23 protein-coding genes are annotated in these 22,570 nt (G+C 68.4%); 9 read left to right on the top strand and 14 right to left on the bottom strand.

Features of this window, described 5'->3' with window-relative positions:
* Positions 1–32 precede the first annotated feature (32 nt).
* Both ACFV2O_RS03320 and ACFV2O_RS03315 read right to left on the bottom strand, forming a co-directional pair.
* On the bottom strand, positions 33–551 hold the full coding sequence (locus ACFV2O_RS03320) for a GNAT family N-acetyltransferase (protein WP_379249850.1): 519 nt from the start codon (positions 549–551) through the stop codon (positions 33–35).
* A 304-nt stretch (positions 552–855) separates the two neighbouring features.
* Complete coding sequence (locus tag ACFV2O_RS03315) at positions 856–1,656, bottom strand: YdcF family protein (protein WP_379249848.1); 801 nt, start codon at positions 1,654–1,656, stop codon at positions 856–858.
* 298 nt (positions 1,657–1,954) lie between these two features.
* Between ACFV2O_RS03315 and ACFV2O_RS03310 the strand changes: the two genes are divergently transcribed.
* Complete coding sequence (locus ACFV2O_RS03310) at positions 1,955–2,692, top strand: FadR/GntR family transcriptional regulator (protein WP_379249846.1); 738 nt, start codon at positions 1,955–1,957, stop codon at positions 2,690–2,692.
* 8 nt (positions 2,693–2,700) lie between these two features.
* The gene (locus tag ACFV2O_RS03305) at positions 2,701–3,417 is read left to right on the top strand and encodes a sterol desaturase family protein (RefSeq protein ID WP_379249844.1); all 717 of its coding nucleotides are present in this window, start codon (positions 2,701–2,703) and stop codon (positions 3,415–3,417) included.
* A gap of 371 nt (positions 3,418–3,788) precedes the next feature.
* Here ACFV2O_RS03305 and ACFV2O_RS03300 read toward each other — a convergent pair whose 3' ends face one another.
* The gene (locus tag ACFV2O_RS03300) at positions 3,789–4,343 is read right to left on the bottom strand and encodes a TetR/AcrR family transcriptional regulator (protein ID WP_379249842.1); all 555 of its coding nucleotides are present in this window, start codon (positions 4,341–4,343) and stop codon (positions 3,789–3,791) included.
* Positions 4,344–4,462: 119 nt separating this feature from the next.
* Between ACFV2O_RS03300 and ACFV2O_RS03295 the strand changes: the two genes are divergently transcribed.
* From ACFV2O_RS03295 to ACFV2O_RS03275, 5 genes are all read left to right on the top strand, one after another.
* On the top strand, positions 4,463–5,209 hold the full coding sequence (locus tag ACFV2O_RS03295) for a carboxymuconolactone decarboxylase family protein (protein ID WP_379249840.1): 747 nt from the start codon (positions 4,463–4,465) through the stop codon (positions 5,207–5,209).
* A gap of 133 nt (positions 5,210–5,342) precedes the next feature.
* Entirely contained in the window at positions 5,343–5,549 is a 207-nt protein-coding gene (locus ACFV2O_RS03290; RefSeq protein WP_356963323.1) for a heavy metal-associated domain-containing protein, read from the top strand.
* A 16-nt stretch (positions 5,550–5,565) separates the two neighbouring features.
* Positions 5,566–6,510, top strand: a complete 945-nt coding sequence (locus ACFV2O_RS03285; RefSeq protein WP_356963322.1) for a hypothetical protein — start codon at positions 5,566–5,568, stop codon at positions 6,508–6,510.
* 34 nt (positions 6,511–6,544) lie between these two features.
* Positions 6,545–8,791 (top strand): heavy metal translocating P-type ATPase, encoded by a 2,247-nt coding sequence (locus ACFV2O_RS03280; protein WP_379249838.1) that lies wholly within the window; start codon positions 6,545–6,547, stop codon positions 8,789–8,791.
* An 18-nt stretch (positions 8,792–8,809) separates the two neighbouring features.
* Positions 8,810–9,904, top strand: a complete 1,095-nt coding sequence (locus ACFV2O_RS03275; protein ID WP_379249836.1) for a threonine aldolase family protein — start codon at positions 8,810–8,812, stop codon at positions 9,902–9,904.
* Positions 9,905–10,028: 124 nt separating this feature from the next.
* On the opposite strand, the gene ACFV2O_RS03270 is transcribed toward ACFV2O_RS03275, so the two are convergent.
* Together ACFV2O_RS03270 and ACFV2O_RS03265 are read right to left on the bottom strand one after the other, a co-directional pair.
* On the bottom strand, positions 10,029–10,373 hold the full coding sequence (locus tag ACFV2O_RS03270) for a hypothetical protein (protein WP_355073219.1): 345 nt from the start codon (positions 10,371–10,373) through the stop codon (positions 10,029–10,031).
* A gap of 105 nt (positions 10,374–10,478) precedes the next feature.
* Positions 10,479–11,342 (bottom strand): SDR family NAD(P)-dependent oxidoreductase, encoded by an 864-nt coding sequence (locus ACFV2O_RS03265; RefSeq protein WP_379249834.1) that lies wholly within the window; start codon positions 11,340–11,342, stop codon positions 10,479–10,481.
* Between the two features lie 85 nt (positions 11,343–11,427).
* Between ACFV2O_RS03265 and ACFV2O_RS03260 the strand changes: the two genes are divergently transcribed.
* Positions 11,428–12,249: a helix-turn-helix domain-containing protein gene (locus ACFV2O_RS03260; protein WP_379249832.1), complete on the top strand. Its 822-nt coding sequence runs from the start codon at positions 11,428–11,430 to the stop codon at positions 12,247–12,249.
* On the opposite strand, the gene ACFV2O_RS03255 is transcribed toward ACFV2O_RS03260, so the two are convergent.
* Positions 12,233–12,430, bottom strand: a complete 198-nt coding sequence (locus tag ACFV2O_RS03255) for a hypothetical protein (protein WP_379249830.1) — start codon at positions 12,428–12,430, stop codon at positions 12,233–12,235. The two genes, ACFV2O_RS03260 and ACFV2O_RS03255, sit on opposite strands and share 17 nt — an antisense overlap.
* Positions 12,431–12,736: 306 nt before the next feature.
* Positions 12,737–13,225 carry a DNA-directed RNA polymerase subunit beta gene (locus ACFV2O_RS03250; protein ID WP_379249828.1) on the bottom strand — a complete coding sequence of 163 codons (489 nt, stop codon included), beginning with the start codon at positions 13,223–13,225 and terminating at the stop codon, positions 12,737–12,739.
* A gap of 134 nt (positions 13,226–13,359) precedes the next feature.
* Here ACFV2O_RS03250 and ACFV2O_RS03245 point away from each other — a divergent pair, with 134 nt between their 5' ends.
* Positions 13,360–14,472, top strand: a complete 1,113-nt coding sequence (locus tag ACFV2O_RS03245) for a helix-turn-helix domain-containing protein (RefSeq protein ID WP_379249826.1) — start codon at positions 13,360–13,362, stop codon at positions 14,470–14,472.
* A 39-nt stretch (positions 14,473–14,511) separates the two neighbouring features.
* On the opposite strand, the gene ACFV2O_RS03240 is transcribed toward ACFV2O_RS03245, so the two are convergent.
* The 7 genes from ACFV2O_RS03240 to ACFV2O_RS03210 all read right to left on the bottom strand — a co-directional run bounded on the left by ACFV2O_RS03240 (position 14,512) and on the right by ACFV2O_RS03210 (position 22,564).
* Entirely contained in the window at positions 14,512–15,705 is a 1,194-nt protein-coding gene (locus ACFV2O_RS03240) for a glycosyltransferase (protein ID WP_379249824.1), read from the bottom strand.
* Positions 15,706–15,963: 258 nt separating this feature from the next.
* Complete coding sequence (locus tag ACFV2O_RS03235) at positions 15,964–17,058, bottom strand: glycosyltransferase (RefSeq protein ID WP_379249822.1); 1,095 nt, start codon at positions 17,056–17,058, stop codon at positions 15,964–15,966.
* Positions 17,055–18,422: a glutamate-1-semialdehyde 2,1-aminomutase gene (locus tag ACFV2O_RS03230; RefSeq protein WP_379249820.1), complete on the bottom strand. Its 1,368-nt coding sequence runs from the start codon at positions 18,420–18,422 to the stop codon at positions 17,055–17,057. The genes ACFV2O_RS03235 and ACFV2O_RS03230 overlap by 4 nt, the downstream gene beginning before the upstream one ends.
* Positions 18,419–18,586, bottom strand: coding sequence for a hypothetical protein (locus ACFV2O_RS03225; protein ID WP_379249818.1), 168 nt, complete (start codon positions 18,584–18,586; stop codon positions 18,419–18,421). Before ACFV2O_RS03225 ends, ACFV2O_RS03230 begins: the two co-directional genes overlap by 4 nt.
* The gene (locus ACFV2O_RS03220) at positions 18,583–19,947 is read right to left on the bottom strand and encodes a GNAT family N-acetyltransferase (RefSeq protein WP_379249816.1); all 1,365 of its coding nucleotides are present in this window, start codon (positions 19,945–19,947) and stop codon (positions 18,583–18,585) included. The genes ACFV2O_RS03225 and ACFV2O_RS03220 overlap by 4 nt, the downstream gene beginning before the upstream one ends.
* Positions 19,944–21,302 (bottom strand): glycosyl hydrolase family 28-related protein, encoded by a 1,359-nt coding sequence (locus tag ACFV2O_RS03215; protein WP_355073235.1) that lies wholly within the window; start codon positions 21,300–21,302, stop codon positions 19,944–19,946. The genes ACFV2O_RS03220 and ACFV2O_RS03215 overlap by 4 nt, the downstream gene beginning before the upstream one ends.
* Positions 21,299–22,564: a Wzz/FepE/Etk N-terminal domain-containing protein gene (locus tag ACFV2O_RS03210; protein ID WP_379249814.1), complete on the bottom strand. Its 1,266-nt coding sequence runs from the start codon at positions 22,562–22,564 to the stop codon at positions 21,299–21,301. Before ACFV2O_RS03210 ends, ACFV2O_RS03215 begins: the two co-directional genes overlap by 4 nt.
* Between the last annotated feature and the right edge of the window lie 6 nt (positions 22,565–22,570).

The following is a 22,570-nucleotide window of genomic DNA, read 5'->3' as shown; positions in this document are numbered from 1 at the left end:
CGCCCACCGCCGGTACGGTCAGGCCGACAGTACTAGTCGATGCCGAACGGCGCGGCGTAGCGAACCGTGCCGCGCGGTGGCGAGTGCGCCGGGTCCAGCGTCAGCGCCATCAACGCCTCATCCGGCACCTCGATACTCAGACCGATGCCGTACTCGGACGCCCGGTCGAAGCCGAAGCGCGGGTAGTACGTCGGATGACCGAGCACGATGACGAAAAGCTCGTTCATCCGCGCGGCAGCCGCGAGTCCGGCTCGGATCGCGGCGGAACCGGCGCCGGTTTTCTGGTAGCCGGGCAGCACCGCGCACGGGCCCAGGCAGAGCGCGGGCGTGGCGTCCACGTGGCAGCGGGTCAGCAGCACGAAGCCGACCGGCGTGCCGTCCGGCAGCGTGCTGACGATCGACAGGCCGTCGATCCACGCCGGGTCGTCGCGCAGTGCGTCGACCAGCTCGGCCTCCTCGGCTCGCTCGAAGGCCGCGACGTTGATCTCGTGGATCGCGGGGATATCGGCGTCGGTTTCGGCGCGCACGCGCCAATCGATGGTGGAACTCAACTCGGATTCTCCGTGTTCATGATGGCCGAGCCCGGTCGCGGGCACAGCACCACCGTCACAGGAGCCCAAGGGCTCGGCACAAACGCCGGACGAAAAGGATCAGACCGGGACCCGGGACGAATGGACAGTCCGGGCGTCGTGCGTGACGGCGGTCTTCGGCGCGGTCATCCCGCCCCACCTCCTCGTGAACTCCACCTTCGAATACGGCCGAGTGATGCTAGCTCGCCAGGTGACACGCGGGCCACCGAATTGGGACCGCCGCCCCGGCAGTAGACGCGGACTGTTCCGAACGTCGCCGCCCCGCTCAGAACCGGCGTTCTGCGGGCCGGAAGATATCGCTCAGCCTGTCATAGGCGTCGCGCACGTTACCCGGAATGTTCTCCTGGACGCAGTGGCCTTCGCGGGGGTACTCGTCGAGCCGTTTGATCTCGCCCATGGTGATGGCGACAATGGACTTCGGATGCGGCGCTGTATCGGCGTCGGGCCGGTTCCCGTATTTCATATAGTTCTCGAGCGAGACGTCCGCGGCGGAGATGGAGACGTGTTCGACGTCTGGGCATTGTTTCACGAGGGTTCCCCACACCCGTCGTGAGTGGAACGGGGTGCAGACACCGATCACCGATGAGACATCGCGACCGTGCGCTTGCAGCATGTCCACGGAGTAGACCGCGTTCTGGCCGGTGTTCTGAGCGAATGGTTCTTCGATGATTTGGTTCGGGTTCAGATTCAGCTTCTCCGCCGCCAGCCGGAATTTGGCTGCCTCGCCGCGATATCCGGAGAACACCACGGGCACGTCATCGAGGCCGCGATCGCGAACCAGGTTCGCGATCACCGAGGCTCCGCCGATGTCTCGGCTGCCGAAGAAAATGATGCCCCCGTAGTCGCGTTCTGGATCGAATGCCCACTTGGGGTCGAAACGCAGGTAGTCCCAGACCGTCTCCAGATCCGACATCGCCCGGTCGGTGTCGACCCCACGGCCACGGAGCTCTCCGAGCCATTCCGTGTAGGCGGTCTCATTGCGACCTCCGTACACCGCGTTATCACGAATCAGCGCTCGACCAGCAGAATCGAGCGGAATCGCGCCGGCGTGGTCCTGGTAAAGCAAACCTCTGACAGAGGCTCGCGTCGCGTCCGCCACTTCGTGCTGTCGCCGGCTGATTTGTGAGGAACCGGCGGTCAGTGCCCGCGCGATCCGTTGCGCCCCTTGACGGGCCACTTCCGCCGGTCCACCCGCACCCGGTATGTCTGCGCCCCTCATCCGCCTTCCCGGCTCGGCCCTCGGAACTCGAGAAGTATGTCCGATCTCGGCAAAGATTCCGAACCTCCGGACCGGGCAGGACATAGACCGCACGTATCTGGTCTGACCACTTGACCTCCTGACCACCGAGGCGCACAGTAGACGCATGGCGTTGCAACCTGTGGTCAAGCGGTCGGTGTCGGCGGACGTGTTCGAGCAGATCGCCGCGGACGTGCTCAGCGGTGAGCTGGCGCCCGGGGCGACATTGCCCAGTGAGCGACAGTTGGCGGAGGCGCTCGGGGTGTCCCGGCCCGCGGTGCGGGAAGCCTTGCAGCGGCTGGCCGCGGCCGGGCTGGTGTCGGTGCGCCAAGGAGACGCGACGACCGTGCTGGACTATCGGCGCGGCGCGGGGCTCGAGGTTCTGCCCAGGCTGCTGGTGCAGGCCGGGGAACTGGACCCCGCGGTCGCACGCAGCATTCTGGAGGCCCGCTTGCACAACGGGCCGAAGGTGGCGGAGCTGGCCGCTCGCCGGGTCGGCGCGATCGGCGCGGGCGAGGTTCGTCCCCTGCTGGAGGCTTCCCTCGAAGCGCTTGCCGCCGAACAGGATCCGATCGCGCAGCAACGGCATGCGATGGAGTTCTGGGATCACGTCGTGGACGCGGCCGACTCGATCGTGTTCCGGCTGATGTTCAACATGTTGCGCGCCGCATATGAACCGGCGCTCGCGGCGCTGGCCCCGATCATGTCCGCCGAGGTGGGCAACGTCGAGGCATACCGCGAACTGGCCGCCGCCATCGTCGCGGGCCGGCCGCAGAAGGCCGTCGGCACTGCTCGGGCGCTGCTCGAGCCGGCGACCACCGCCCTGATCGAGGTCCTCGGCGGACCGCCGGTCACGCACAGCTAGGAACGATCATGACCAAACCGAAAGCATCCGAACACGCTTCGATCGACACGGACGCACGGGCGCGGGTACGCAGGGATGAGCGGTCGCTGCGGCGCGGACTCACCCTCGGCCGGGCATTCGAAGAATTCCTCCGGCACCCCTCGCCGTGGATGATCGGGACCACGCTGGTGGGCGCGCTGATCGCTCGCGTCGTCGTCGGCGATTGGCAGCTCACCGATCTGCTGGTCCCCGCCGTGCTGCTGACGGTGTTCCCGGTGTTCGAGTGGATCGTGCACGTCACGGTGTTGCATTGGCGGCCACGGCGGCTCGGCCCGATCGCACTCGACAGCGAACTGGCCCGCAAGCACCGCGAGCATCACGTGGATCCGCGCGACATCCCGCTGATCTTCATCCCGACGAAAACGCTGGCGGTGCTGGTCGTGGTGTTGATCGCGCTGGCGGCCTTCGCCTTCCCCCGTTCGGGCCTCGGCCTGACCTTTCTGATCACCATCACACTGCTCGGCCTGGGCTACGAGTGGACGCACTACCTGATCCACACCGACTACAAGCCGAAAGGTTCGCTCTACCGGGCGGTTTGGCGCAACCATCGCCACCACCACTACAAGAACGAGCACTACTGGTTCACGGTCACCAGTTCCGGCACCGCCGACCGCCTCTTCGGCACCTACCCCGACCCGGCCACGACCGAGACCTCACCTACGGCACGTAATCTGCACTCCGCCTGATCCGAGCAGGTGCCGCCCCGCGATAAGTCAGCCGGGGCGGCACCCGGCGTGCACACCCACGACCGCACTACCCGCACCGGGCATTCGGACCGCTGCGCGACCAAGGCGGTCCGGCGACGACTCCAGCGGGTGGCACGCCGGTGAGCTCGCCCCAACGGCCGCAGTCGCCACGACGCCGACAGCGACGGGTCCGCGATGACTACCCCGGGCGCCGCTCAGCGATCCGGGTGGCGCTTCGTCACAACGCCGACCGTCTCGCGACGAGTTCATGAAGCAAACAGGTCCGTAGCCAAGAAGCGGGTACACGCCACGGGCCCGATCACCGCGAGCGAGTAGACCCCGCATGCAAATCGGCGGTAGTACGCCAACTCTCACCGCGTCGCGAGCAAACGCTCCGCGATCGTGCGCGCACGATGGGCCGCCTCCGGAGTTCCCTCACGGACCGCGGTGACGATCGCTCCGTCGACCAGCAGCGCGAGTTCGGCGGCCAGCACCTCGGCGTCGGATCGCCCCGCTTCGGTGAGCAGTTCGTTCAGGTATTCGATCACGCGGCGCTTGTGCCGATCGGCGACCTGATGGGCAGCACTCTCGCGATCGGCCACCTCGACCATGGTGTTGATGAACGCGCAGCCGCGAAAGTCGTCGCGGGCGAACCGTTCGGCCAGAGCGTCGAAGACCGCGAGCGGGCGGGCGGCGGGGTCGACGGTCTGTTCGACCGATTCGCGCAGCCAGTCCAGCCACCGGCGGTCGCGATCCTCCAGCACAGCGACGACCAAGTCGTCCTTGCTCGCGAAGTGGCGATAGAAGGAAGCCCGGCCGACGCCGGACTCCTGGAGCAGGCGATCGATGCCTACGGCACGAATGCCTTCGGCATAGAACAGTTCTTCCGCCGTGGTGAGCAAACGTTGCTTGGCCTGGGTTGGCATAACCCCACGGTAGCAGAACGGAACTGATCAGTACCATCCGACTTGACCGATACGGAAACAATCGGTACCGTCTTAATTCGGAACCGATCGGTACCATCTTGTACGAGCTGGAGGCTTCGATGTCCCGCCTGCCCCTTGTGTCCACCGACTCCGCCGACGCCGAGCAGGCCGATCTGCTCGCCGAGGTACAGCGCCAGTTGGGCCGGGTCCCGAATCTCTACGCCGCCATGGCGAACAGCCCCGCCACCCTGCGCGGCTACCTGAACCTGCGCGACGCGCTGACCAAGGGAAAGCTCTCCGCCCGGGTGCGCGAGCAACTCGCCCTGCTGGTCGCCAGCGAGAACGGCTGCGACTACTGCACCGCCGCGCACACCATGCGCGCCGACCGGATGGGTTTCACCGAGCAGGCGATCGTCGACACCCGCGCGGCGCGCGCCGACGACCCGCACGCCGACGCGATCCTGCGCGTCGCCCGTGACGTGCTCCGCTCCCGCAGCCGGCTCGACGACGCCACGCTCGCCTCGGCGCGCGCCCGTGGCGTCAGCGACGCCGAACTGAGCGAGGTCGTCGGCCATGTCGCACTGAACGTCTTGTCCAACTACTTCAACCATGTCGCCGAGCCGGAACTCGACTTCCCGCCCACGGCACCGACGAAAGGCACGGCAATGGAAGCGAAATGGCGGCCCGCGAGCAAGGTTGTCCTGGTCGAGGGTTACTCCCTGGTGGACCGTGAGGGCCGGGCCGCACGCACCGTCGATGACGTCCACATCGCGATCGAGGGCGGATTCCTGCACGTCAAGGTGTCGGACTCCGCCGATGTGCAAGTGGTCTCGGCACCCGCCGTCGCGCTGGTGACCTACCGCTGATCCCGACCCACACAGCCCGGTCCGCGACTCGTCGCGGGCCGGGCTTTCGTCTGCTCCGGACTTGACATCTAAATACCCTAGGGGGGTAGGGTAGAAATCAAGAAGCAGACGTACCAGCAGGAGGACACCGACCATGAGCACCACCACCGTGACCGTCACCGGCATGACCTGCGGCGGCTGCGCCGCATCGGTCCGCACCGAAATCGGCCGCATCTCCGGCGTCGAGTCGGTGGCCGTCGACCTCGCCGACGGACTGGTGACCGTCGATAGCGCGACCCCGATCGAACGCGCCGAACTCGCCGCGGCGGTGGTTCGCGCCGGCTACGCGGTCGCAGGCTGACGGACGGAGCACTCCGATGAACGCGACCATCAAATTCGGCGGTTTCGCCCTCGGCCTCGCCGCGGTCTTCGGGATCGCCCTCGCGGCCGGTGCGACCATCGGGCCGGAGCCCACCGAACCCGCCGCCCACGACTCGAACGCACACGGCACCGCCCAAGGCGAGGACCACGCACTACCTGGAGGAATGATGGCGACCGACCGCGGCTACACCTTGCGGCTGGACACCACCCGAGCCACCGCCGCGGCGAACGTACCGCTGCGCTTCACCATCCTCGACCGGGACGGAAAGCCCGTCACCCGCTACGTGCGCAGTCACGAGAAGGATCTGCACCTGATCGTCGTGCGCCGTGATATGGCCGCCTTCCAGCACGTCCACCCGGTGCTCGGCGCCGACGGCACCTGGAGCGTCCCACTCGACCTCAGCCGCGCCGGTGACTATCGCGTGTTCGCCGACTTCACTCCGCAGGGCGGCGAGAACCTGACCCTCGGCGCGGACCTGCTGGTGGCGGGCGTCTACGACCCACAGCAGCTGCCCGCGGCGACCTCCACCACCAACGTCGGCGACTACACCGTCACGCTGGACGGCACCGTAGTTCCCGGGCGGGCTTCCAAGGTGACGCTGTCGGTGAGCCGCGCGGGCAAGCCGGTGACCGACCTACAGCCCTACCTCGGCGCTTACGGCCATCTGGTGGCCCTGCGCGCCGCCGACCTGGGCTATCTGCACGTCCACCCGGAAGGCCACCCCGGCGACGGCGTGACCGCGGCCGGACCGGGCATCACCTTTGCCGTCACGGCGCCGAGCGCGGGCGACTACCGCCTGTTCCTCGACTTCCAGCACGAGGGCGTGGTCCGCACCGCCGAATTCACCTTGGCCGTCGCGCCGGGTACCCCCGCCGTAGACGCCTCGAGCCACAACGAACACACTGGTCAGCAGCAGGCGCCGGACGGACACGTGCACTGACCCGCCGACCGCCGCACAGAACGGAGCACCCACGATGACCACCGCGACACAACCGCAGCCCTCCGGGCAGGTCGAACTCGTGATCGGTGGAATGACCTGCGCGTCCTGCGCCGCCCGGATCGAGAAGAAACTCAACAAGCTCGACGGCGTCACCGCGACCGTGAACTACGCCACCGAGAAGGCCCGGGTGGACGTCACCGGTGACGTCTCGCCCGACGACCTGATCGCCACCGTCGAACAAGCGGGCTACACCGCCGCCCTGCCCGCGCCCCCGAAGCCACAAGAAATCGCCGCCGAGGAAGATCCCGCGGCGAGCCTGCGCACCCGCCTGCTGATCTCGGTGGCGCTGTCGGTGCCGGTGATCGCCATGGCGATGATCCCGGCCTTGCAGTTCACCAACTGGCAGTGGCTGTCACTGACCTTGGCCGCGCCGGTCGTGGTGTGGGGCGCGCTGCCGTTCCACCGCGCGGCGTGGACCAATCTGCGCCACGGCGCCGCGACCATGGACACCCTGATCTCGATGGGGACGCTGGCCGCACTGGGCTGGTCGCTGTACGCCTTGTTCTGGGGCACCGCGGGCAGGCCGGGCATGACGCACCCGTTCGAGTTCACCATCTCGCGGATGGACGGCACCGGCAGCATCTACCTGGAGGCCGCGGCGGGTGTCACCACGTTCATCCTGGCCGGACGTTTCTTCGAGGCGCGCGCCAAACGGCGGGCGGGTGCGGCGCTGCGTGCCCTGCTCGAGCTGGGGGCCAAGGAGGTGTCGGTTCTGCGCAACGGAACCGAGCTGCGCATTCCGGTGGAGCAGCTGACGGTCGGCGACCGGTTCGTGGTGCGGCCGGGCGAGAAGATCGCCACCGATGGCGTCGTGGTGGAAGGTTCCTCGGCCGTCGACGCCTCGATGCTCACCGGCGAGTCGGTGCCGGTGGAGGTCGGCACGGACGACGCCGTGGTCGGCGCGACCGTCAACGTGGGTGGCCGGATCGTGGTGCGCGCCACCAGGATCGGTTCCGACACCCAGCTGGCGCAGATGGCGAAGCTCGTCGAGGACGCGCAGACCGGGAAGGCGCAGGCGCAACGGCTGGCCGACCGGATCTCCGGGATCTTCGTGCCGATCGTCATCGCGCTGTCGGTCGCGACGCTCGGATTCTGGCTCGGCACCGGCGGTTCGGTGGCCGCGGCGTTCACCGCCGCGGTTGCGGTGCTGATCATCGCCTGCCCGTGCGCGCTCGGACTGGCCACGCCGACCGCGCTGATGGTCGGCACGGGACGCGGCGCGCAGCTGGGCATCCTGATCAAGGGTCCCGAGGTGCTGGAGTCGACCCGGCGGGTGGACACGATCGTGCTGGACAAGACCGGCACCGTCACCGCGGGCAAGATGACGCTGCTCGATGTCGTCGCGGCCGAGGGTGAGCAGGTCGAACGGATTCTGGAACTGGCCGGGGCGCTGGAGGATTCCTCCGAGCACCCGATCGCCCAGGCCATCGCCAAGGGCGCCCGCGAGCGGGTGGGTGAGCTGAAGCCGGTCGAGGATTTCGCGAACGTCGAGGGCCTGGGCGTGCAGGGCACGATTGACGGGCACGCGGTGGTCGTCGGCCGCGCGCGGCTGCTCGCCGACTGGTCACAGCATCTCGACGACGACCTGTCCCGGGCGATGCGCGCGGCCGAAGCCGAAGGAAAGACCGCCGTCGCGGTCGGCTGGGACGGCGAGGCGCGCGGCGTGCTCGTGGTGGCCGACGCGGTGAAACCCACCTCGGCCGAGGCGATTTCCCAGCTGCGCGCCCTCGGGCTCACCCCGATCATGCTGACCGGCGACAACCGGGCCGCCGCCGACGCGATCGCCGCGCAAGTCGGCATCGACGAGGTGATCGCGGAGGTGCTGCCGCAGGACAAGGTCGACACCGTCAAACGGTTGCAGGCCGAGGGCAAAGTGGTCGCGATGGTCGGCGACGGTGTGAACGACGCCGCGGCACTGGCCCAGGCCGACCTGGGCCTGGCCATGGGCACCGGCACCGACGTGGCCATCGAGGCGGGCGATCTGACCTTGGTCCGCGGCGACCTGCGGGCTGCGGCGGACGCGATCCGCCTGTCCCGCCGCACCCTCACGACGATCAAAGGCAACCTGTTCTGGGCCTTCGCCTACAACGTGGCCGCGATCCCGCTGGCCATGGCGGGATTGCTGAACCCGATGCTCGCGGGCGCCGCGATGGCGTTCTCCTCGGTCTTCGTGGTCAGCAACAGCCTGCGGTTGCGTGGCTTCCGCTCGACAGCCCGATAGCACGGAACCGGAGGACCGGTGAGCGACAACGCTACCGAGAGCGAGCCGCTACGCGGATTCGCCAGCGACAACAACGCCTCCGTACACCCGGAGATCATGGCGGCGCTGGCCGCCGCCAACGAGGGACATCAGCCGGCCTACGGCGAGGACGTCCACACCGCCCGGCTACGCGAGCTGATCAAAGGGCATTTCGGCGAGCGTGCCGAGGTCTATCCGGTCTTCAACGGCAGCGGCGCGAATGTGGTCGGGTTGCAGGCGATGTGCGACCGGTGGAGCGCCGTGATCTGCCCGGAGTCCGCGCACATCCACCTGGACGAGTGCGGCGCACCCGAGAAGGTGGCCGGGCTGAAAGTGATCCCGGTGCCAACTCCGGACGGCAAGCTGACGCCGGAGTTGCTCGACCGGTACGCATGGGGCTTCGGCGATCAGCACCACGCCCAGCCCAAGGTGGTCTCCATCACCCAGAGCACCGAACTCGGCACCCTCTACACGCCCGGTGAGATCGCGGCGATCGGCGCGCTGGCGCGTGAGCGCGGCATGCTGCTGCACGTGGACGGCGCCCGGCTGGCCAACGCGGCCGCCGCGCTCGACCTGCCGCCGCGCGCGTTCACCACTGACGCCGGGGTGGACGTCCTGTCGTTCGGCGGCACCAAGAACGGCCTGATGCTCGGTGAGGCGATCGTGGTGCTCGACCCGGACGCGGTGCGCGGCGTGCAGTACCTGCGCAAGGCCGCGTTGCAGCTGGCCTCCAAGATGCGGTACGTGTCGGCGCAGTTCGTCGCGCTGCTGGAAGGTGACCTGTGGCTACGCAACGCGCGGCACGCCAACGCGATGGCGGCCCGGCTGGCCACGGCCGTCGCCCGGGTGCCGGGTGTCGAGATCGTACGGCCGGTCCAGGCCAACGCCGTCTTCGCCATACTGCCTCGGGAGGTCACCGAGCGGCTGCGGAAACGCTTCCGCTTCCACACCTGGGACGAGCGCACCGGCGAGGTCCGTTGGATGTGCTCGTTCGACACCACCGAAGCCGACGTGGACGCCTTCGCGACGGCGATCGCCCAGGAAATGGCCGCTCAGGACGCGTTCCCGGAAACCGCGGGCAACCGAGCACGATGATGAAACACCGGACGGGACGGCACACGTAGTGTCGTCCCGTCCGGGCATCCGCCAGGAGGTCTCATGCGCATAACGCCATGGGCGAGCATACCTCTGGCACACCGAATTCCGAAACGAAAAAAGCTCAGCCGCGCAGCGTGGTGACCGTGACCAGCGACGGTTGGATGAATGCCCCATAGACCTCGATCGACACCCCGCCGGTCGGGGTTTCGGCGGCCCATTGGGCGTGCTCGGTGATCCCCTCGCCGAGAAGCGCTTTCGCTCCGGGCGACCATGCGACGGCCACCTGGCTCAGCACCGGTCCGAGGTTCAGATTCGCGATCGCCGCGGATTCACCGTTGTCGAAGTAGACCTCCGTGCCACCGGGGAACGGATTCACCGCGACCGCCGAGGCACTCGCCCCGCCGAACGCAGCTGCCGAACCTCCCGCTACGAGCGCGACCAAGACCGTCATGACCCGTCGACGCATGCGAATCCCCTTTTCGTGTAAACGCACTGACCACGCGGCCAGTCATGTCACCCTTGCCGAGCAGGCAGCGTTCGGCAATTCGATGTGAGGCCAATCACATATACCCTATGACGTGCGCACCGCGGCATCGAATGCCCGCACATTGTCGGCAGCCCATTCGGCGAAAGTTCGCGCCCGTCCGAGTATCCGCCGCACGTCGTCGGTGACGATCGCGTTGTGTCCCGCACGCACATAGGCTTGCCCCGCAAGCGCACCGTCCGCGAATTCGGCGGACATTCCGGAGGCCAGCATGTGTTGCCGCGCTTCGTTTTCCGGAATGTCGGCAACCTCCACCGTGCGGCCGGTCACGGTAGCCAAAGTGGCGGCCAAATCGTGCGTGGTGAGCAATTCCGGCCCGGTGAGGGTGTAGATCCGGCCCGCGTGCTCGGCGGAGACCAGCGCTTCGGCGGCGACACCGGCGACGTCGCGGGGATCGATCACACCCTGTGCGGCGGAGCCGGTCATATTCGGCACCGGCTGCCCGGCATGAATCGCGGCGGCCCAGCTCAGGGTGTTGGAGGCAAAAGAGCTGGGGCGCAGAATAGTCCAGTCGACTCCGCTCTCGCGTGCGGCTTGCTCACCGGGCAAATGCCAGGTTCCGACCCGGCCGAGTCCGGCATCGCCGGTGCCGATGGCGGAAAGTTTGACGATCCTGGCAACTTTCGCGTCCCGCGCGGTGGCGATGAGTGCCCGGTCGGCCTCCACATATTCCGGGCCCAGCACGCCGACGACGAACGCGGCCTCCGCACCGGCCATCGCCTTCGTCATTGACGCGAGGTCGGTGTAATCGCCGCGCACCACTTCGACGCCTGCGGGAACCTCCGCCCGGTCCGGGTTTCGGGTGACTGCGCGAACCGATATCCCCCGCTCGCTCAACTGCCGGACGATTTCACTGCCGATGGTGCCGGTCGCACCCGTGATCACGATCATGTGGACCACGGTGCCGGGCGTTCGCGCAGGTCTCTAGGAAATTCCGGCACACCTGGCGTGGCCGCGACTGCCTACAGTGGATCCGGTGATCACCCTGCCGCGCGTCGTGACCGCCGATCTGGTCGAGACGTCCGAACCCGCACCGGAGTCGCTGCGGCCGTGGCTGGTCGAACTCGGCCGCATCCCCACCGTGCTCGACCTCTCCGAGCCGTTCGCGCACATTCCGCAGACGGCCACCACGATCGTGCTGCGCGCCGAACACGGAGATGCCGGTGCCACCCGCGCCGCGCTCGTCGTCGGCCCGCAGACGAAGGCCAGCTACTCGCGCGCGAGTAAACCCGCAGGTTGCGTGCGCCTTCGACTCGCGCCGGGCGCCGTCCCCGCCCTGCTCGGAGTCCCTGCGGCGGACCTCACCGATCGCGTAGCGCGACTGGACGACCTACCCGGCCCGGTCGCGCACCTCGCCGCCGAGCTGATCGAACTCGAGCACGACGAGGTCGTGCCGTACCTGGAGAACGAACTGCCGCGCCGCATCCCCGACGATCCGGCCCACCGCGCCCACCGCCGACTGCTCGCCACCGCCGTAGCCACCATCGCCGCCGCCCACCCGCTCCCCGTCCCGGAACTCGCCACACGCCTCTCCGTCAGCGAACGCCAGCTCCGCAACCTGTTCACCACCGGAATCGGCGTCTCCCCGAAACACTTCGCCCGCATCGACCGCGTCCGGCGCGTCTTGTCCCGAGCCGAAGACACACCGTGGGCCGACCTCGCGGCAGGCGCCGGCTACTACGACCAGTCCCACATGACAGCCGATTTCCGCAGCCTGATGGGCGTGCCGCCGGCCTCGTTCCTCCGAGGTGAGGTGCCCGCCCCGTCCCCGTGCCGCGCACTCACCCGCTTCCGTTGATCGGGCGCGAACGATCGCAATACAAGCGTTCACAAGGGAGGCGGGGGAAGCCGTGTGCGCCGTCCGGGAGGATCTCCACCGCGTCGGGGTAATGGGTGTGCCGCCATTCCCGCGCGAAGGTCATCGCCGCCGTGGCGCATGCGGCGAAATCCATTCGCAGTCCGTGTAGGAATACGCTCACGTGAACGTCGTTCGATGGGTTCATGAATGAATCGCCACACATCACGCACCTGATCCCGGTGTGGACGTCGCGCACTCGCTCTCGACTCCTGCGGCATTCGTTTCGGTGCGGCGGAAGTATCGGTAGTCCTCGCGGCTGGCTATCACCGCCGCGACGAGCGTCGCGCACGATGAGTAGTCGCATTCGTAGTGCAGTTCCAGCGCCTTTCTGGCATTCGCGGGGCTGGATACCGGCCAGTGTGGGTTGTCATGCGCGCGCCGGAACCGCAAATCATCGACGCGGAGGAACCGCCTCGTGCGCAATTCGTCATCCGACATGAGTTGTCCCCGACCTGTGCCGAGTACGCGGCATCTGGTCTGCCCACGCCCGGACGGCTTCGACTACGAACCTGCCTGACGGGCGGAAGGCGGTGCGCGGCGGCACTATCCAGTGCCTGATCGCGCCTACCGCAGCGGTTGGCGAAGGCAGGGCGATCGTCGCTCCCGTCCGCGCGACCGCCACGTCCAGCCGGAACAGTTCGGCGAACAACCGCACGTCATCGGGCAGATCGGGCTGGATGAGAAAGGTCCAGCGCCCCGAACGCGGATGTCCCACAATCGGTCCCAACGGGACGCTTCTGTTGTGCATGTGCGCCTTCACCGCCTGCCCGAGGCGAATAGGCATCGTCATCGCCCACACCGACCCGGCCCGCATCACGATCCGCCCGAGTTCCGGCGGGTCGACCACAGCGGGCAGACCGCACTCCTGCCGATAGAACAGGCATCGCGACAACGGTGTATCTCCGCGCGTTTCCATCTGTAACCCCCAACTCCCACACGATTCGGACCGGCCTCCACCAGGCGCTGCGTAGTAGTCTCGGGTGAATAGGTCAGGCGCGGAATCGGTTTGCAGTCCACAAGCGTCCACAGAAGCGGGGGTGCGTCGGCTCGATGGAGAATCCAGGATTTCTGCTCAGAACGGCCCGGCTGAGCCGAGGCGTCAGCCTTGCCGCACTCGCGGCGAAGACCAACTACAGTAAGTCGCTGCTCGGAATGTTGGAGAACGGGCAACGCGATGTGAAGCAAGAGCACATCATCGGCTACTCGCGAGCACTGAATATTCCGATAAGCGCTCTCATGGCACCGTCACCGGACCCGATCCGAGTCGCACACGAATGGCTGGTGGGCGATTCTGCACCCGAGACGCATTCCTCCACTGGTCGGCGCATCGGGAATGCACTGGCGACCGACATGGAACGGCGTGTGGTCGAGCTGCGACATCTGGATGACAAGGTGGGTGGCGAGGACTTGTTCCCGCTGGTATTGCGGGAGTTCGAAAGCGCGCGAAAAGTCATCGCGGAATGCAGCTATTCCGAACGAGTGGGCAAGCGGCTCTTGACAGTCGCGGGTGAACTCGCACAACTCGCTGGGTGGGTAGCCAGCGACGCAGGTAGGTACGGCGACGCACAACGTCTGTATCTGAGCGGCGCGTCGGCCGCCGACGACGCCGGAGACCGCGTGTTGACGGCGCAACTTCTGTCGAGCCTGAGCTATCAAATCGCCAATGTCGGAAATCCCAGCGAGGCAACGTTGCTCGCGCGTACCGCCGTAAAGGGAGCAGCAGACGCACCTCCAGTAGTCCGGTCGTTGCTCACGGATCGCTTGGCGTGGGCATGCGCACGGTCGCGTGATCGCGAAGGAGCCGAACGAGCGCTCGATGCGGTCGACGAGTCGTATGAGCGCAGGTCATCGGACATTCTTGAGCCGGAGTGGGTGTATTGGATGGACCGTACCGAGATAGACGTGATGGCAGGCAGGTGCTTCGTCGAGCTGGGCGAACCAGCCAAAGCGAGCCCACTGTTGTCCCGCGCGATCGGGCAACTCTCGGCCGACCGAACCCGCGAAGTGGCCCTCTACCGCACCTGGCTCGCGGAGTCTTTCCTGAGGAAGCGTGAACTGGACGCGGCGCGCGCAACCATCCGGCAGGCGGAGAAGGCTGCCGCCACCGCGCACTCGGCACGGCTGGATCGGCGGATTGCCGAAGTACGGGGAATGCTGACCTGAATGAGCACTCGCGGGATCGCGCTGGCTAGGAGCCGAATCTCAACTGATCGCGTCGATCAGCAGTTTCGCAGCCACCGCCGCCCCGTCCGAGCGGATCATGCCGCCCACTTCGTTCGCGCGCGCTCGGGTGGTAGACGCCAATGCGATGTCGAGAGCGGCAGACAATGACGCTGCGCTGGGGTCGGCTTCCGTACACGCCGCGCCGATGCCGAGGTCGACCACCCGGCGTGCCCAGTACGGCTGGTCCATCATCTGGGGTACCACGACTTGTGGGACGCCCGCCCGGGCGGCGGCGGTCGTCGTGCCCGCGCCGCCGTGGTGGATGACGGCGGCGACCCGAGCGAACAGCGCCTGGTGGTTGACCTCGTCGATGGCCATGCAGTCGGGCAGATCGTCGATCAGGGCCAGCTCGGCCCAGCCACTGGAAAGGAGGACTCGGCGGTCGTGGGCGCGGATCGCCTCGATTGCCGCACGGGCGATTCCGCTGCGCATCGGCATACTGCCGAACCCGACATACACCGGGGGTGTGCCCGCGTCCAGGAACGCCGACAAGTCGGTGGGCAAGGCGCGTTCGTCGGGGACGATCCAGGCACCCGTCTGTACCACGTTCAGTCGCGGCGATTGGGGCCATGGACCCAGCACCGGGTCCGCGGCCAGCCACGGACTCTCGGTGATGACGTGGTCGCGTACGTCGGTTACCGGCCCTAGCCCGAGCGCCGCCCGGCCGGTATCGAGCGCGTGGCCGAACTGCGCGTTCCAACCGTGGGTGTCGATTTCCCACAGCAACCGGTTGTCGATCGCCTCCGGTGCGGGTCGATCGCCCGGCAGCGGCATCGGCGGGTGATGTGGCGAGGGCAGACTGGTCGGCTGATAGCTCACATACTGGTAGTGGATGCCGAGCTTCTCGGCGACGGACCGGGCCGCGACCTGGGTCACGCCGGCGGCGACCACAACGTCGCATTCTGCGGCCGCTGTGGCGATCGTGTCGAATTGGATTCTGGGCCAGTCCGTCACATACCGCGACAGCTCGGCCCGCGACGGCCTCCCGGCTCGCGAACCGGCCTTCAGCGGCCCGAGCGGCACTATCGGCACCCCCGAGTCAGCGCAACGCTGGGCGATATCCGGTGGCGCGCACACCCGCACCCGCGCCCCGAATTCCCGCAACCACAGCGCGAGCCCCAACATCGGCTCGCTGTCGCCGCGCGACCCACTCGCCGTCAACAGCACCCGCACGGGTCACCGACGCTCTACGGCTGGAGGCACACTGATGCGCCTGGCCCGAACGAAGTCGACGATGCCGCCCATACCGACCATCATCGGCCCGGAACACCTGCCGCCCAGCGCATCCGTTCCCATCCCGGGGAACCGGTGATACGTCACGGCAGCCGGTGCTACGACCGGCTCGACGAGTGAGCAGACGCGCTCGACCATGCGGCCAGGCAGATCACGCTCGCCGAGCAAACAGCGTTCGGCACTTCGCTGGGCGGCCGCTTACTGAGCGACGCACGCGGCCATCCGTGCCCGAAACGCGGTTGGTGCGAACGTTTCCGCGTGGGCGCGGACGATGCGCGGGTCGTAGCGGGCGGCGTCGAAGTCGGCCATCGCCGCGGCCAGACGGGTGACGACGTCGGGATCGGCGCCCGGAGCGATGTGTTCGCCGGTCGTGCCCGGTCGTACCGTGTCGAGCGCGCCGCCCGCGCCGATGGCGATCACCGGAGTACCGCAGGCCATGGCTTCGACCGGGACGATGCCGAAGTCTTCCACGCCGGGCATGAGCAGGGCGCGGCAGCGTTGGTACATGTCCCGCAGGATGTCGGTAGAGGTGGCGCCCAGAAAAGTTGTCTCGGGTCCGGCGAGGGCTTCGAGCTGAGGCCGGAAACGACCGGCGCCCAGCACGACCAGCCGCACGCCGGCGAGTTGCGCGGCTCGTATGGCGAGGTCGGCGCGTTTGTAGGGAACGAGGCGACCGGCGCAGAGAAAGAAGTCCTCCCGGGCACGTGTGGGATCGGGGGTGAAACGGTCGACATCGACGGGGGGATTGATCACGGTGGCGGTCAGGCCCCACCAGTCGCGGATCCGGTCGGCGACGGCGGTCGAGTTGGCGATCACCTGGGTCAGGCGCGGCGCGGCTCGCAGTTCGGTGCGGCGGGCCAGTGCGCCCAGGGCGCCGAGGGCGAACTGGCCGGTCCGTCCGCCGGCTTCGCGGATGCGGAACTCTCGATCCCAGGCCCATCGCGCGGGGCTGTGCACATAGGCGATCACGGGCGCGTCGGTGGCCAACGCGGCCTGAGTGGCGAACGAGTGGTGGCTGACGACCACGGCGTCATAGCCCCGCAATGGCATACGACGCAGGGAACGGGGGACGAACGGCAGCAGCGGAGCGTGCCGACCGCGGGTCACCGTGTGGGCGCGGGAGAGCCAGGTGTCGTGGACATGCCGGACGGGCAGGCGGATTCCGTCCGGCGTGACGATCGGGGCGTAGATGTCGGCACCGGGCCAGGTGCGGGCGAATTCGCCCACGACGGCTTCGGATCCGCCGAATTCGGTGAACCGTTCGTGGACGATGGCGATGCGGGGTGTGGTCATCGAGATGTGCTCGTTTCGATCTGCCGCGGCGCGGCGGTGCGGCGAATCGCGGGAGCGACCGATCGTCCGCGCAGCAGTCCATCGACGGTGCCGCGTTCGAGAGCGGTCCGGTACACCTGGGCCGCGGCCGCGCAAGCCGACAGGGTGGCGGCGATCGCGTCGTGGTCGTGTGCCGCCGAGGTGACGAAGGATTGCCCGAGTACTCCGCGTTGCAGCAGTTCTTGCAGGAACAACGTGCGGAACGCCTGGCATGGGTTCCCGTGGGAATCGAGGGTTTCGAAGATCAGGCAGGAGGAGCGACCGCGGACCCGGAGGTGGTCGCCGATGCCGAGTTCGGTTACCAGCGCGGTGAACCCGGTCGCCAGTGCGGCGCCGGCCGCTTCCATTCGGGCGATCGGATCGCCGGTCCGGTAGGCCGCGGCGACCGCGCGGAAGGCCGCCAGCCCACTGGTTTCCGGCCCGTGCGTGGTGGACAGCAGGAACACGCGGTCGGCGTCGGTGCGCAGACCGCCCCGTTCCAGGTACTCGCGCCGTCCAGCGAGCGCCGATATGGGGAATCCGTTACCCATGGCCTTGCCCCAGCAGGACAGGTCGGGAGTTACGCCGTAGACGGACTGCGCGCCGCCTGCGGCCCAGCGAAATCCGGTGATCATCTCGTCGAACACCAGCAGGGTGCCGTGCCGATCGCACAGGGCGCGCACGGCTTGGAGATAGCCGGGCTCGGGTTCCGCGGTCGCGGTGGCCGCCTCCATGACGACCGCGGCCACGGTGTCGCCCGCCAGGACCGCGGCGAGGGCGTCGACGTCGTTGTAGGGAAACCGGACGGTTTCGGCGCCGACCTGAGCGGGGATGCCCGCCGACATCGGTGTCGTCGCGATGAACCAGTCGTCGACCGAGAAGAACGGCTGCTCGCAGACGGCGATCCGCTGGCGACCGGACACGGCCCTGGCCAGCCGGACGGCGGCGGTGGTGGCATCGGAGCCGTTCTTGGCGAACTTGACCATGTCCGCACCGGGGACCAGGTCCAGGAAGTCCTCGGCCGCGAGCAGTTCCAGTTCGGTCGGCCTGCTGAAGTTCACTCCGTCGGCGATCGTGGTCGTCACGGCGTCGAGAACCGGTGCACAAGCATGGCCGAGGGTGACCGAACGCAGTCCCATCCCGTATTCGACGTACTGGTTGCCGTCGGCATCCCAGACTCGGCATCCGTTGCCGCGCACCAATATCGGCGCCATCTGCTCGGGGTATTGATCGGCTCCGCGGGCGTAGGTGTGCGCGCCGCCCGGCACCAGCTCGTGCAGCCGACGCTGCAGCGCATTGCTGCGGGCGAACCCGTGGTGCGGTGGGAGGTCGGGGGGCAGAGTCATCTGGTGCTCCGTATGCGGTGCGGGCAGGATACCGGCGGAAGCCGGTACAGCAGAGCGGTGCCGGTGAAGTGCCGGGCGGGGATACGCTCCGGCGTCGAGGAGGTCGTGGGACGGCCGGAGGTGTTGTGGTCGTGCGCCGCGGCGCGCCCGGTCGCCGAACTCACGGGACCGGCTCCCCACGGGCCGGCGCGTCATCCGGGGCAGCCGTGCGGGCCGGATGACTGTACGCCCAGAGGTCGTGATCGCCGCGGGGCCCGAAGACATCGAGGTGCCCGCGCATCCGCCCCTCCTCGGCGAACCCGGCCGCGGCGACCGCAGCCGCCGCGGCGACGTCGGATACGGGGATCGCGATGGCGACGCGGAGAATCTCGAGCCGTTCGGTCGCATGGCGCACCAGCAGGCGGAGCACGCTCGCGCGGGTTTCCGGACGAACCGACGCGTCGGTCCAGACGCTGAGCCGGACATTGCGATCGAACATGTCCAGCCCGTGCAGCCGGGCTTCCCCGACGAATCGGCCGTCGTCGAGAATCGTCAGCGTCAGCCCAGGCCCGGAACGCAGGCCTGCCCTGGCTTCGGCGAGTTCGGCCAGCCAGTGGCGCAGGGAATGTCGGCGCAGCCACGCGGCGGGTGACATGTGCGGATCACGTGCCAGCGTCGCCCGGTTGCGGATACGGGCCGCGCGGCGCTGCCGGAAATCGGAGACACGGCGTGACCGCACCAGCACCCCGCCGCGGTCATCGGAGTCGGAGAGGGCGACGGCGGCGCTGCCCCGCAACCACCTGAACACCCGGCGCAATCGGGAAAGCTGGTACCGCAGACGCGCGGCTGCGATGCTCACGCGGGGCGGCCCGTGCGGGACGGCGGGGGCGGCGGGCAGTTGCGTCGTCATCGGGTGGAGGCGCTGCCGGGCCAGGTAGACGGCGGTGAAGCCGAGGTCGGGCCGATCGGGGCGGGTCACCGCCCACAGCTCGTGGTCGCGGCGTGCGCCACCGGCATCGAAATAGGTGGTCATCCGGGCTTCGTACCGCAGGCCCGCCGTGGCCGCGGCCTTGGCCGCGGCGATGTTGCCGGGTGCGATCGGTGCGGTGATTCGCATGAGGCCGAGACTGTCGAAACCGAAGTCCGTCATCATGGTCAAGGCAAGAGCGCCGATACCGCCGCGCGCGACGGCGGAGCTGATCCAGATGCCGAGTTCGGCGCTGCCCGCCGCCGCATCGATCGAGGCCAGTTCGATCTGTCCGGCGAACCGCCCGGCCACCTCGATGACCATGCTCACCCGCCGCACGGCGCGTGCCTCGGCCCAGTTGTCCAGGCATTCCCGCACCCAGTGGCGTGCGGTGTGGCGGTCGGGCCAGTCCTGCTCCGAGCTGACCCAGTAGGGCTCCATGATCGCGCGGTCACGGAGCCGGATCCGCCGCCACGCAGCGAAATCGTCGAAGCGCGGCGGCCGCAACCGCACCGGCGTTCCGAGTGGACCGGTGATGGTCGGCTGCGCTTCGATACGGCGGTACTGGCGTCGGGTCATCCGCCGGGACGCTTCCTGCCGAGCGCGACCGTGCCCAGCTTTCCGTCGTCGGAGACCGTGAGCCGCCAGTAGCCGCCGTCGGGCGCCTTGAGCACTGGACCGTTGTCGGCGTGCTCGCAGACCCAGGTTCCGTCGGCGGTCACCGCGGCGCGGACGGCGCCGTCGCTGCTCTGTGCCTGGAACACGTCCGCGCCGTGCGGCCCCGCTTGGGATACCACGGTGCCGGTGAACCGCGGAGTGCGCATGCCCTTGCGGCCGATGACGTTCCAGCCGCCCGGAAACGTCTCGACGGGAATGTCGTCGGTGATCCCCGAGATCAATCCGAGCGCGGTGCCTTCCGGACAGCCGACCGGATCCACCCGCACCGGGATGCCCGGCGGCTGCGACTCCGCGTCGAAGATCACGTTCGCCAGATACGGCTGTCGGCAGTAGTTCAGTTCGAGCCCGACCGAACGGGCCGCGACCTTCGCGTTGACCATGCCGAACTGCGCGGGCCCGCCGCGCCCGTTCTCGCCGACCGACACGGCGACGTCGGCTCCTTCGAACCACACGTTGGTCAGCCACCAGTCGTTGGCGGCGCCGTCGACCCGCAGGTGCCGGTGGGTGGTGAGCGGGTTCTGGTCGGAGACGAATTCGACGTTGGTCAGCGCCAGCCCGGCGTTGTGGTCGTTGCCGGTGCCGAGGACGCCGGTGTGATTACTGGTGAACTTCGAGGAGGTGACGTAGTTCTGGATACAGGATGTGGTCAGTCCGATCCCGAAGTTGTTGATGTCGCAGTTGATGAAGGCGGTGCCGCCGGTGTTGTCGCGCAACACGACTCCGCGCTGGGTCAGGTACCGGGGATGGTTGTCGGCGAGGTGGTTGCCGCGCAGTACCACCGCGTCGAAGGAGCAGCGAAAGCATTCCGACAGGTCGACCGCCGTCGAGCCGGGACCTGTCGTGTAGATGCCCAGCCTGGCGAAACGGACCCGGCTGCGCTTGCGCAGCCGCACCAGAGTGCCCTCGCCCGCGTAGACGATCGTGGTGACGTCGGCGCCGTCACCGAGAATCGTGGCGTAGTCCGGCAGATCGGGCATCGACTCGACCCGGTAGTGCCCGGCGGGCAGGTAGAGCACCAGCGGCTCATCCGGGTCCTTGGCCACGGCTGCGGCCAAAGCCTTGGTGTCGTCGGCGATACCGTCTCCGACGGCTCCGAAGTCCCGGACGTTACGTGCCGCGGGCGCATCGGTGGTCGGCGACCGGAACTGCGGGTCGTCCGGCTCGGCTGTGGTGCAGGCGGCGGTGATCGGAAGTACCGCCGCCGCACCCAAAGTCGCGGCGAGCAAGCGGCGCCGCCGGAGAATGTCGTCGCTCATACCCTCAACCATCCCACCAGTCGGTCCGCCGCCGATCCGGGCGCGTGGTAGCCGACCACGCCGGTCGGCCCGGACGTGCCGAACGCGGTCAGGGCGGTACGCAGCCGCGGTTCGGTGAGTCTGCCGAGATCGGCGACGCCGAGGATGGCATCGGACAACGGCGCGACGGCGACCGCGTCGGCGGCACGACTGACCGGTGCGGTCTCGATGATCACGCGGTAATAGCGCTCGCGCAGATCGGCGATGAGATGGGCGAAGTGTTCCGAGGCGATCAGGTCGGACGTATCCGGCTCGATGTGCCCGATCGGCAGCACCGCGACCCCGGTCCCGCCCCAGTCCTCGGTGATCGCCCGGTCCAGCGGTACACCGCCGCGCAGCAGCGTCGTGAGGCCTGGACCGGGCACCGTGCCGGAGCTTCCGTCGCCGGAGGTGTCGGCGTCGACGAGGATCACCGGATGACCGGCATCGGCGAAGGCCAGCGCCAGGGTGTTCGCCACCTTTGATTGTGATCGGTCGGTGAGGCTGGTGCATTCGATGATCTGGGCGCCCCGCAGGTGATTACGCAGTCGCCGGGCCGCCTCGGAGGTGGATTCTCCCTGGTCGAAGGCGGCGACCACCGGGACCGGCGCGACCTCGGCGAGGTTGCTACTGGTGCGAATACGCCGGTCGGTGCGTTCGCGCAGAAATGCGGCCGCGAAGCCGAGCAGCAGTCCACCGAACAAGCCCATGGCGACGAACCGGCTCGTGCCGGGGCCTGCCGGAGCGGCCGGTAGCCGGGCACGGTCGACGACCGAGACGCGGGCGGCGGGAGCAGCGCCTGTTTCGATGGACTCGAGACTGTCGACCAGAGCCCGGAACTGAGCGACCGTGGCGTCGGTGAGATCACGCGCCCGCTGCGCGGTGGGCGCGGAGACCGCGATCTCCAGGATCGTGCTCGCGGGCGGCGACGAGGCGGTGATCCGGCCGCGGAACTCGTCCGGCGATTCCGTCAGCCCTTGGTCGTGGACGACCCGCTCAGCGACCGCGGCGCTGGTGGCCAGTTCGAGATAGGACCGCACGCGCTGCTGGGCCGCCAGACCGCCCTGGTAGGAGTCGTTGACCGAGGTGCCGGTGGCCATCGAGACGTACATCGTGCTGCTGGCCACGTACGTCACGGCGCGGGAGGAGGCGTACCAGACGCCGGCCACCGTGACGGTCAGCGCGATGGCGGCGATCAGCATCCACCGCCGCCGGACGATATGCCAGATATCGATCAAACCCATGAACTG

Origin of the sequence: Nocardia sp. NPDC059691, from assembly GCF_042733915.1 — a bacterium.
In the GTDB taxonomy this organism is placed as follows: domain Bacteria; phylum Actinomycetota; class Actinomycetes; order Mycobacteriales; family Mycobacteriaceae; genus Nocardia; species Nocardia sichangensis.
This window is presented reverse-complemented; position numbering and strand designations above follow the sequence as displayed.

Bases quoted from the DNA above. Each gene is read 5' to 3' on its own strand.
- ACFV2O_RS03310 (WP_379249846.1), top strand. From the start codon at position 1,955: ATGGCGTTGCAACCTGTGGTCAAGCGGTCGGTGTCGGCGGACGTGTTC.
- ACFV2O_RS03305 (WP_379249844.1), top strand. From the start codon at position 2,701: ATGACCAAACCGAAAGCATCCGAACACGCTTCGATCGACACGGACGCA.
- ACFV2O_RS03300 (WP_379249842.1), bottom strand. From the start codon at position 4,343: ATGCCAACCCAGGCCAAGCAACGTTTGCTCACCACGGCGGAAGAACTG.
- ACFV2O_RS03295 (WP_379249840.1), top strand. From the start codon at position 4,463: ATGTCCCGCCTGCCCCTTGTGTCCACCGACTCCGCCGACGCCGAGCAG.
- ACFV2O_RS03290 (WP_356963323.1), top strand. From the start codon at position 5,343: ATGAGCACCACCACCGTGACCGTCACCGGCATGACCTGCGGCGGCTGC.
- ACFV2O_RS03285 (WP_356963322.1), top strand. From the start codon at position 5,566: ATGAACGCGACCATCAAATTCGGCGGTTTCGCCCTCGGCCTCGCCGCG.
- ACFV2O_RS03280 (WP_379249838.1), top strand. From the start codon at position 6,545: ATGACCACCGCGACACAACCGCAGCCCTCCGGGCAGGTCGAACTCGTG.
- ACFV2O_RS03270 (WP_355073219.1), bottom strand. From the start codon at position 10,373: ATGCGTCGACGGGTCATGACGGTCTTGGTCGCGCTCGTAGCGGGAGGT.
- ACFV2O_RS03265 (WP_379249834.1), bottom strand. From the start codon at position 11,342: ATGATCGTGATCACGGGTGCGACCGGCACCATCGGCAGTGAAATCGTC.
- ACFV2O_RS03250 (WP_379249828.1), bottom strand. From the start codon at position 13,225: ATGGAAACGCGCGGAGATACACCGTTGTCGCGATGCCTGTTCTATCGG.
- ACFV2O_RS03245 (WP_379249826.1), top strand. From the start codon at position 13,360: ATGGAGAATCCAGGATTTCTGCTCAGAACGGCCCGGCTGAGCCGAGGC.
- ACFV2O_RS03235 (WP_379249822.1), bottom strand. From the start codon at position 17,058: ATGACCACACCCCGCATCGCCATCGTCCACGAACGGTTCACCGAATTC.
- ACFV2O_RS03230 (WP_379249820.1), bottom strand. From the start codon at position 18,422: ATGACTCTGCCCCCCGACCTCCCACCGCACCACGGGTTCGCCCGCAGC.
- ACFV2O_RS03220 (WP_379249816.1), bottom strand. From the start codon at position 19,947: ATGACCCGACGCCAGTACCGCCGTATCGAAGCGCAGCCGACCATCACC.
- ACFV2O_RS03215 (WP_355073235.1), bottom strand. From the start codon at position 21,302: ATGAGCGACGACATTCTCCGGCGGCGCCGCTTGCTCGCCGCGACTTTG.
- ACFV2O_RS03210 (WP_379249814.1), bottom strand. From the start codon at position 22,564: ATGGGTTTGATCGATATCTGGCATATCGTCCGGCGGCGGTGGATGCTG.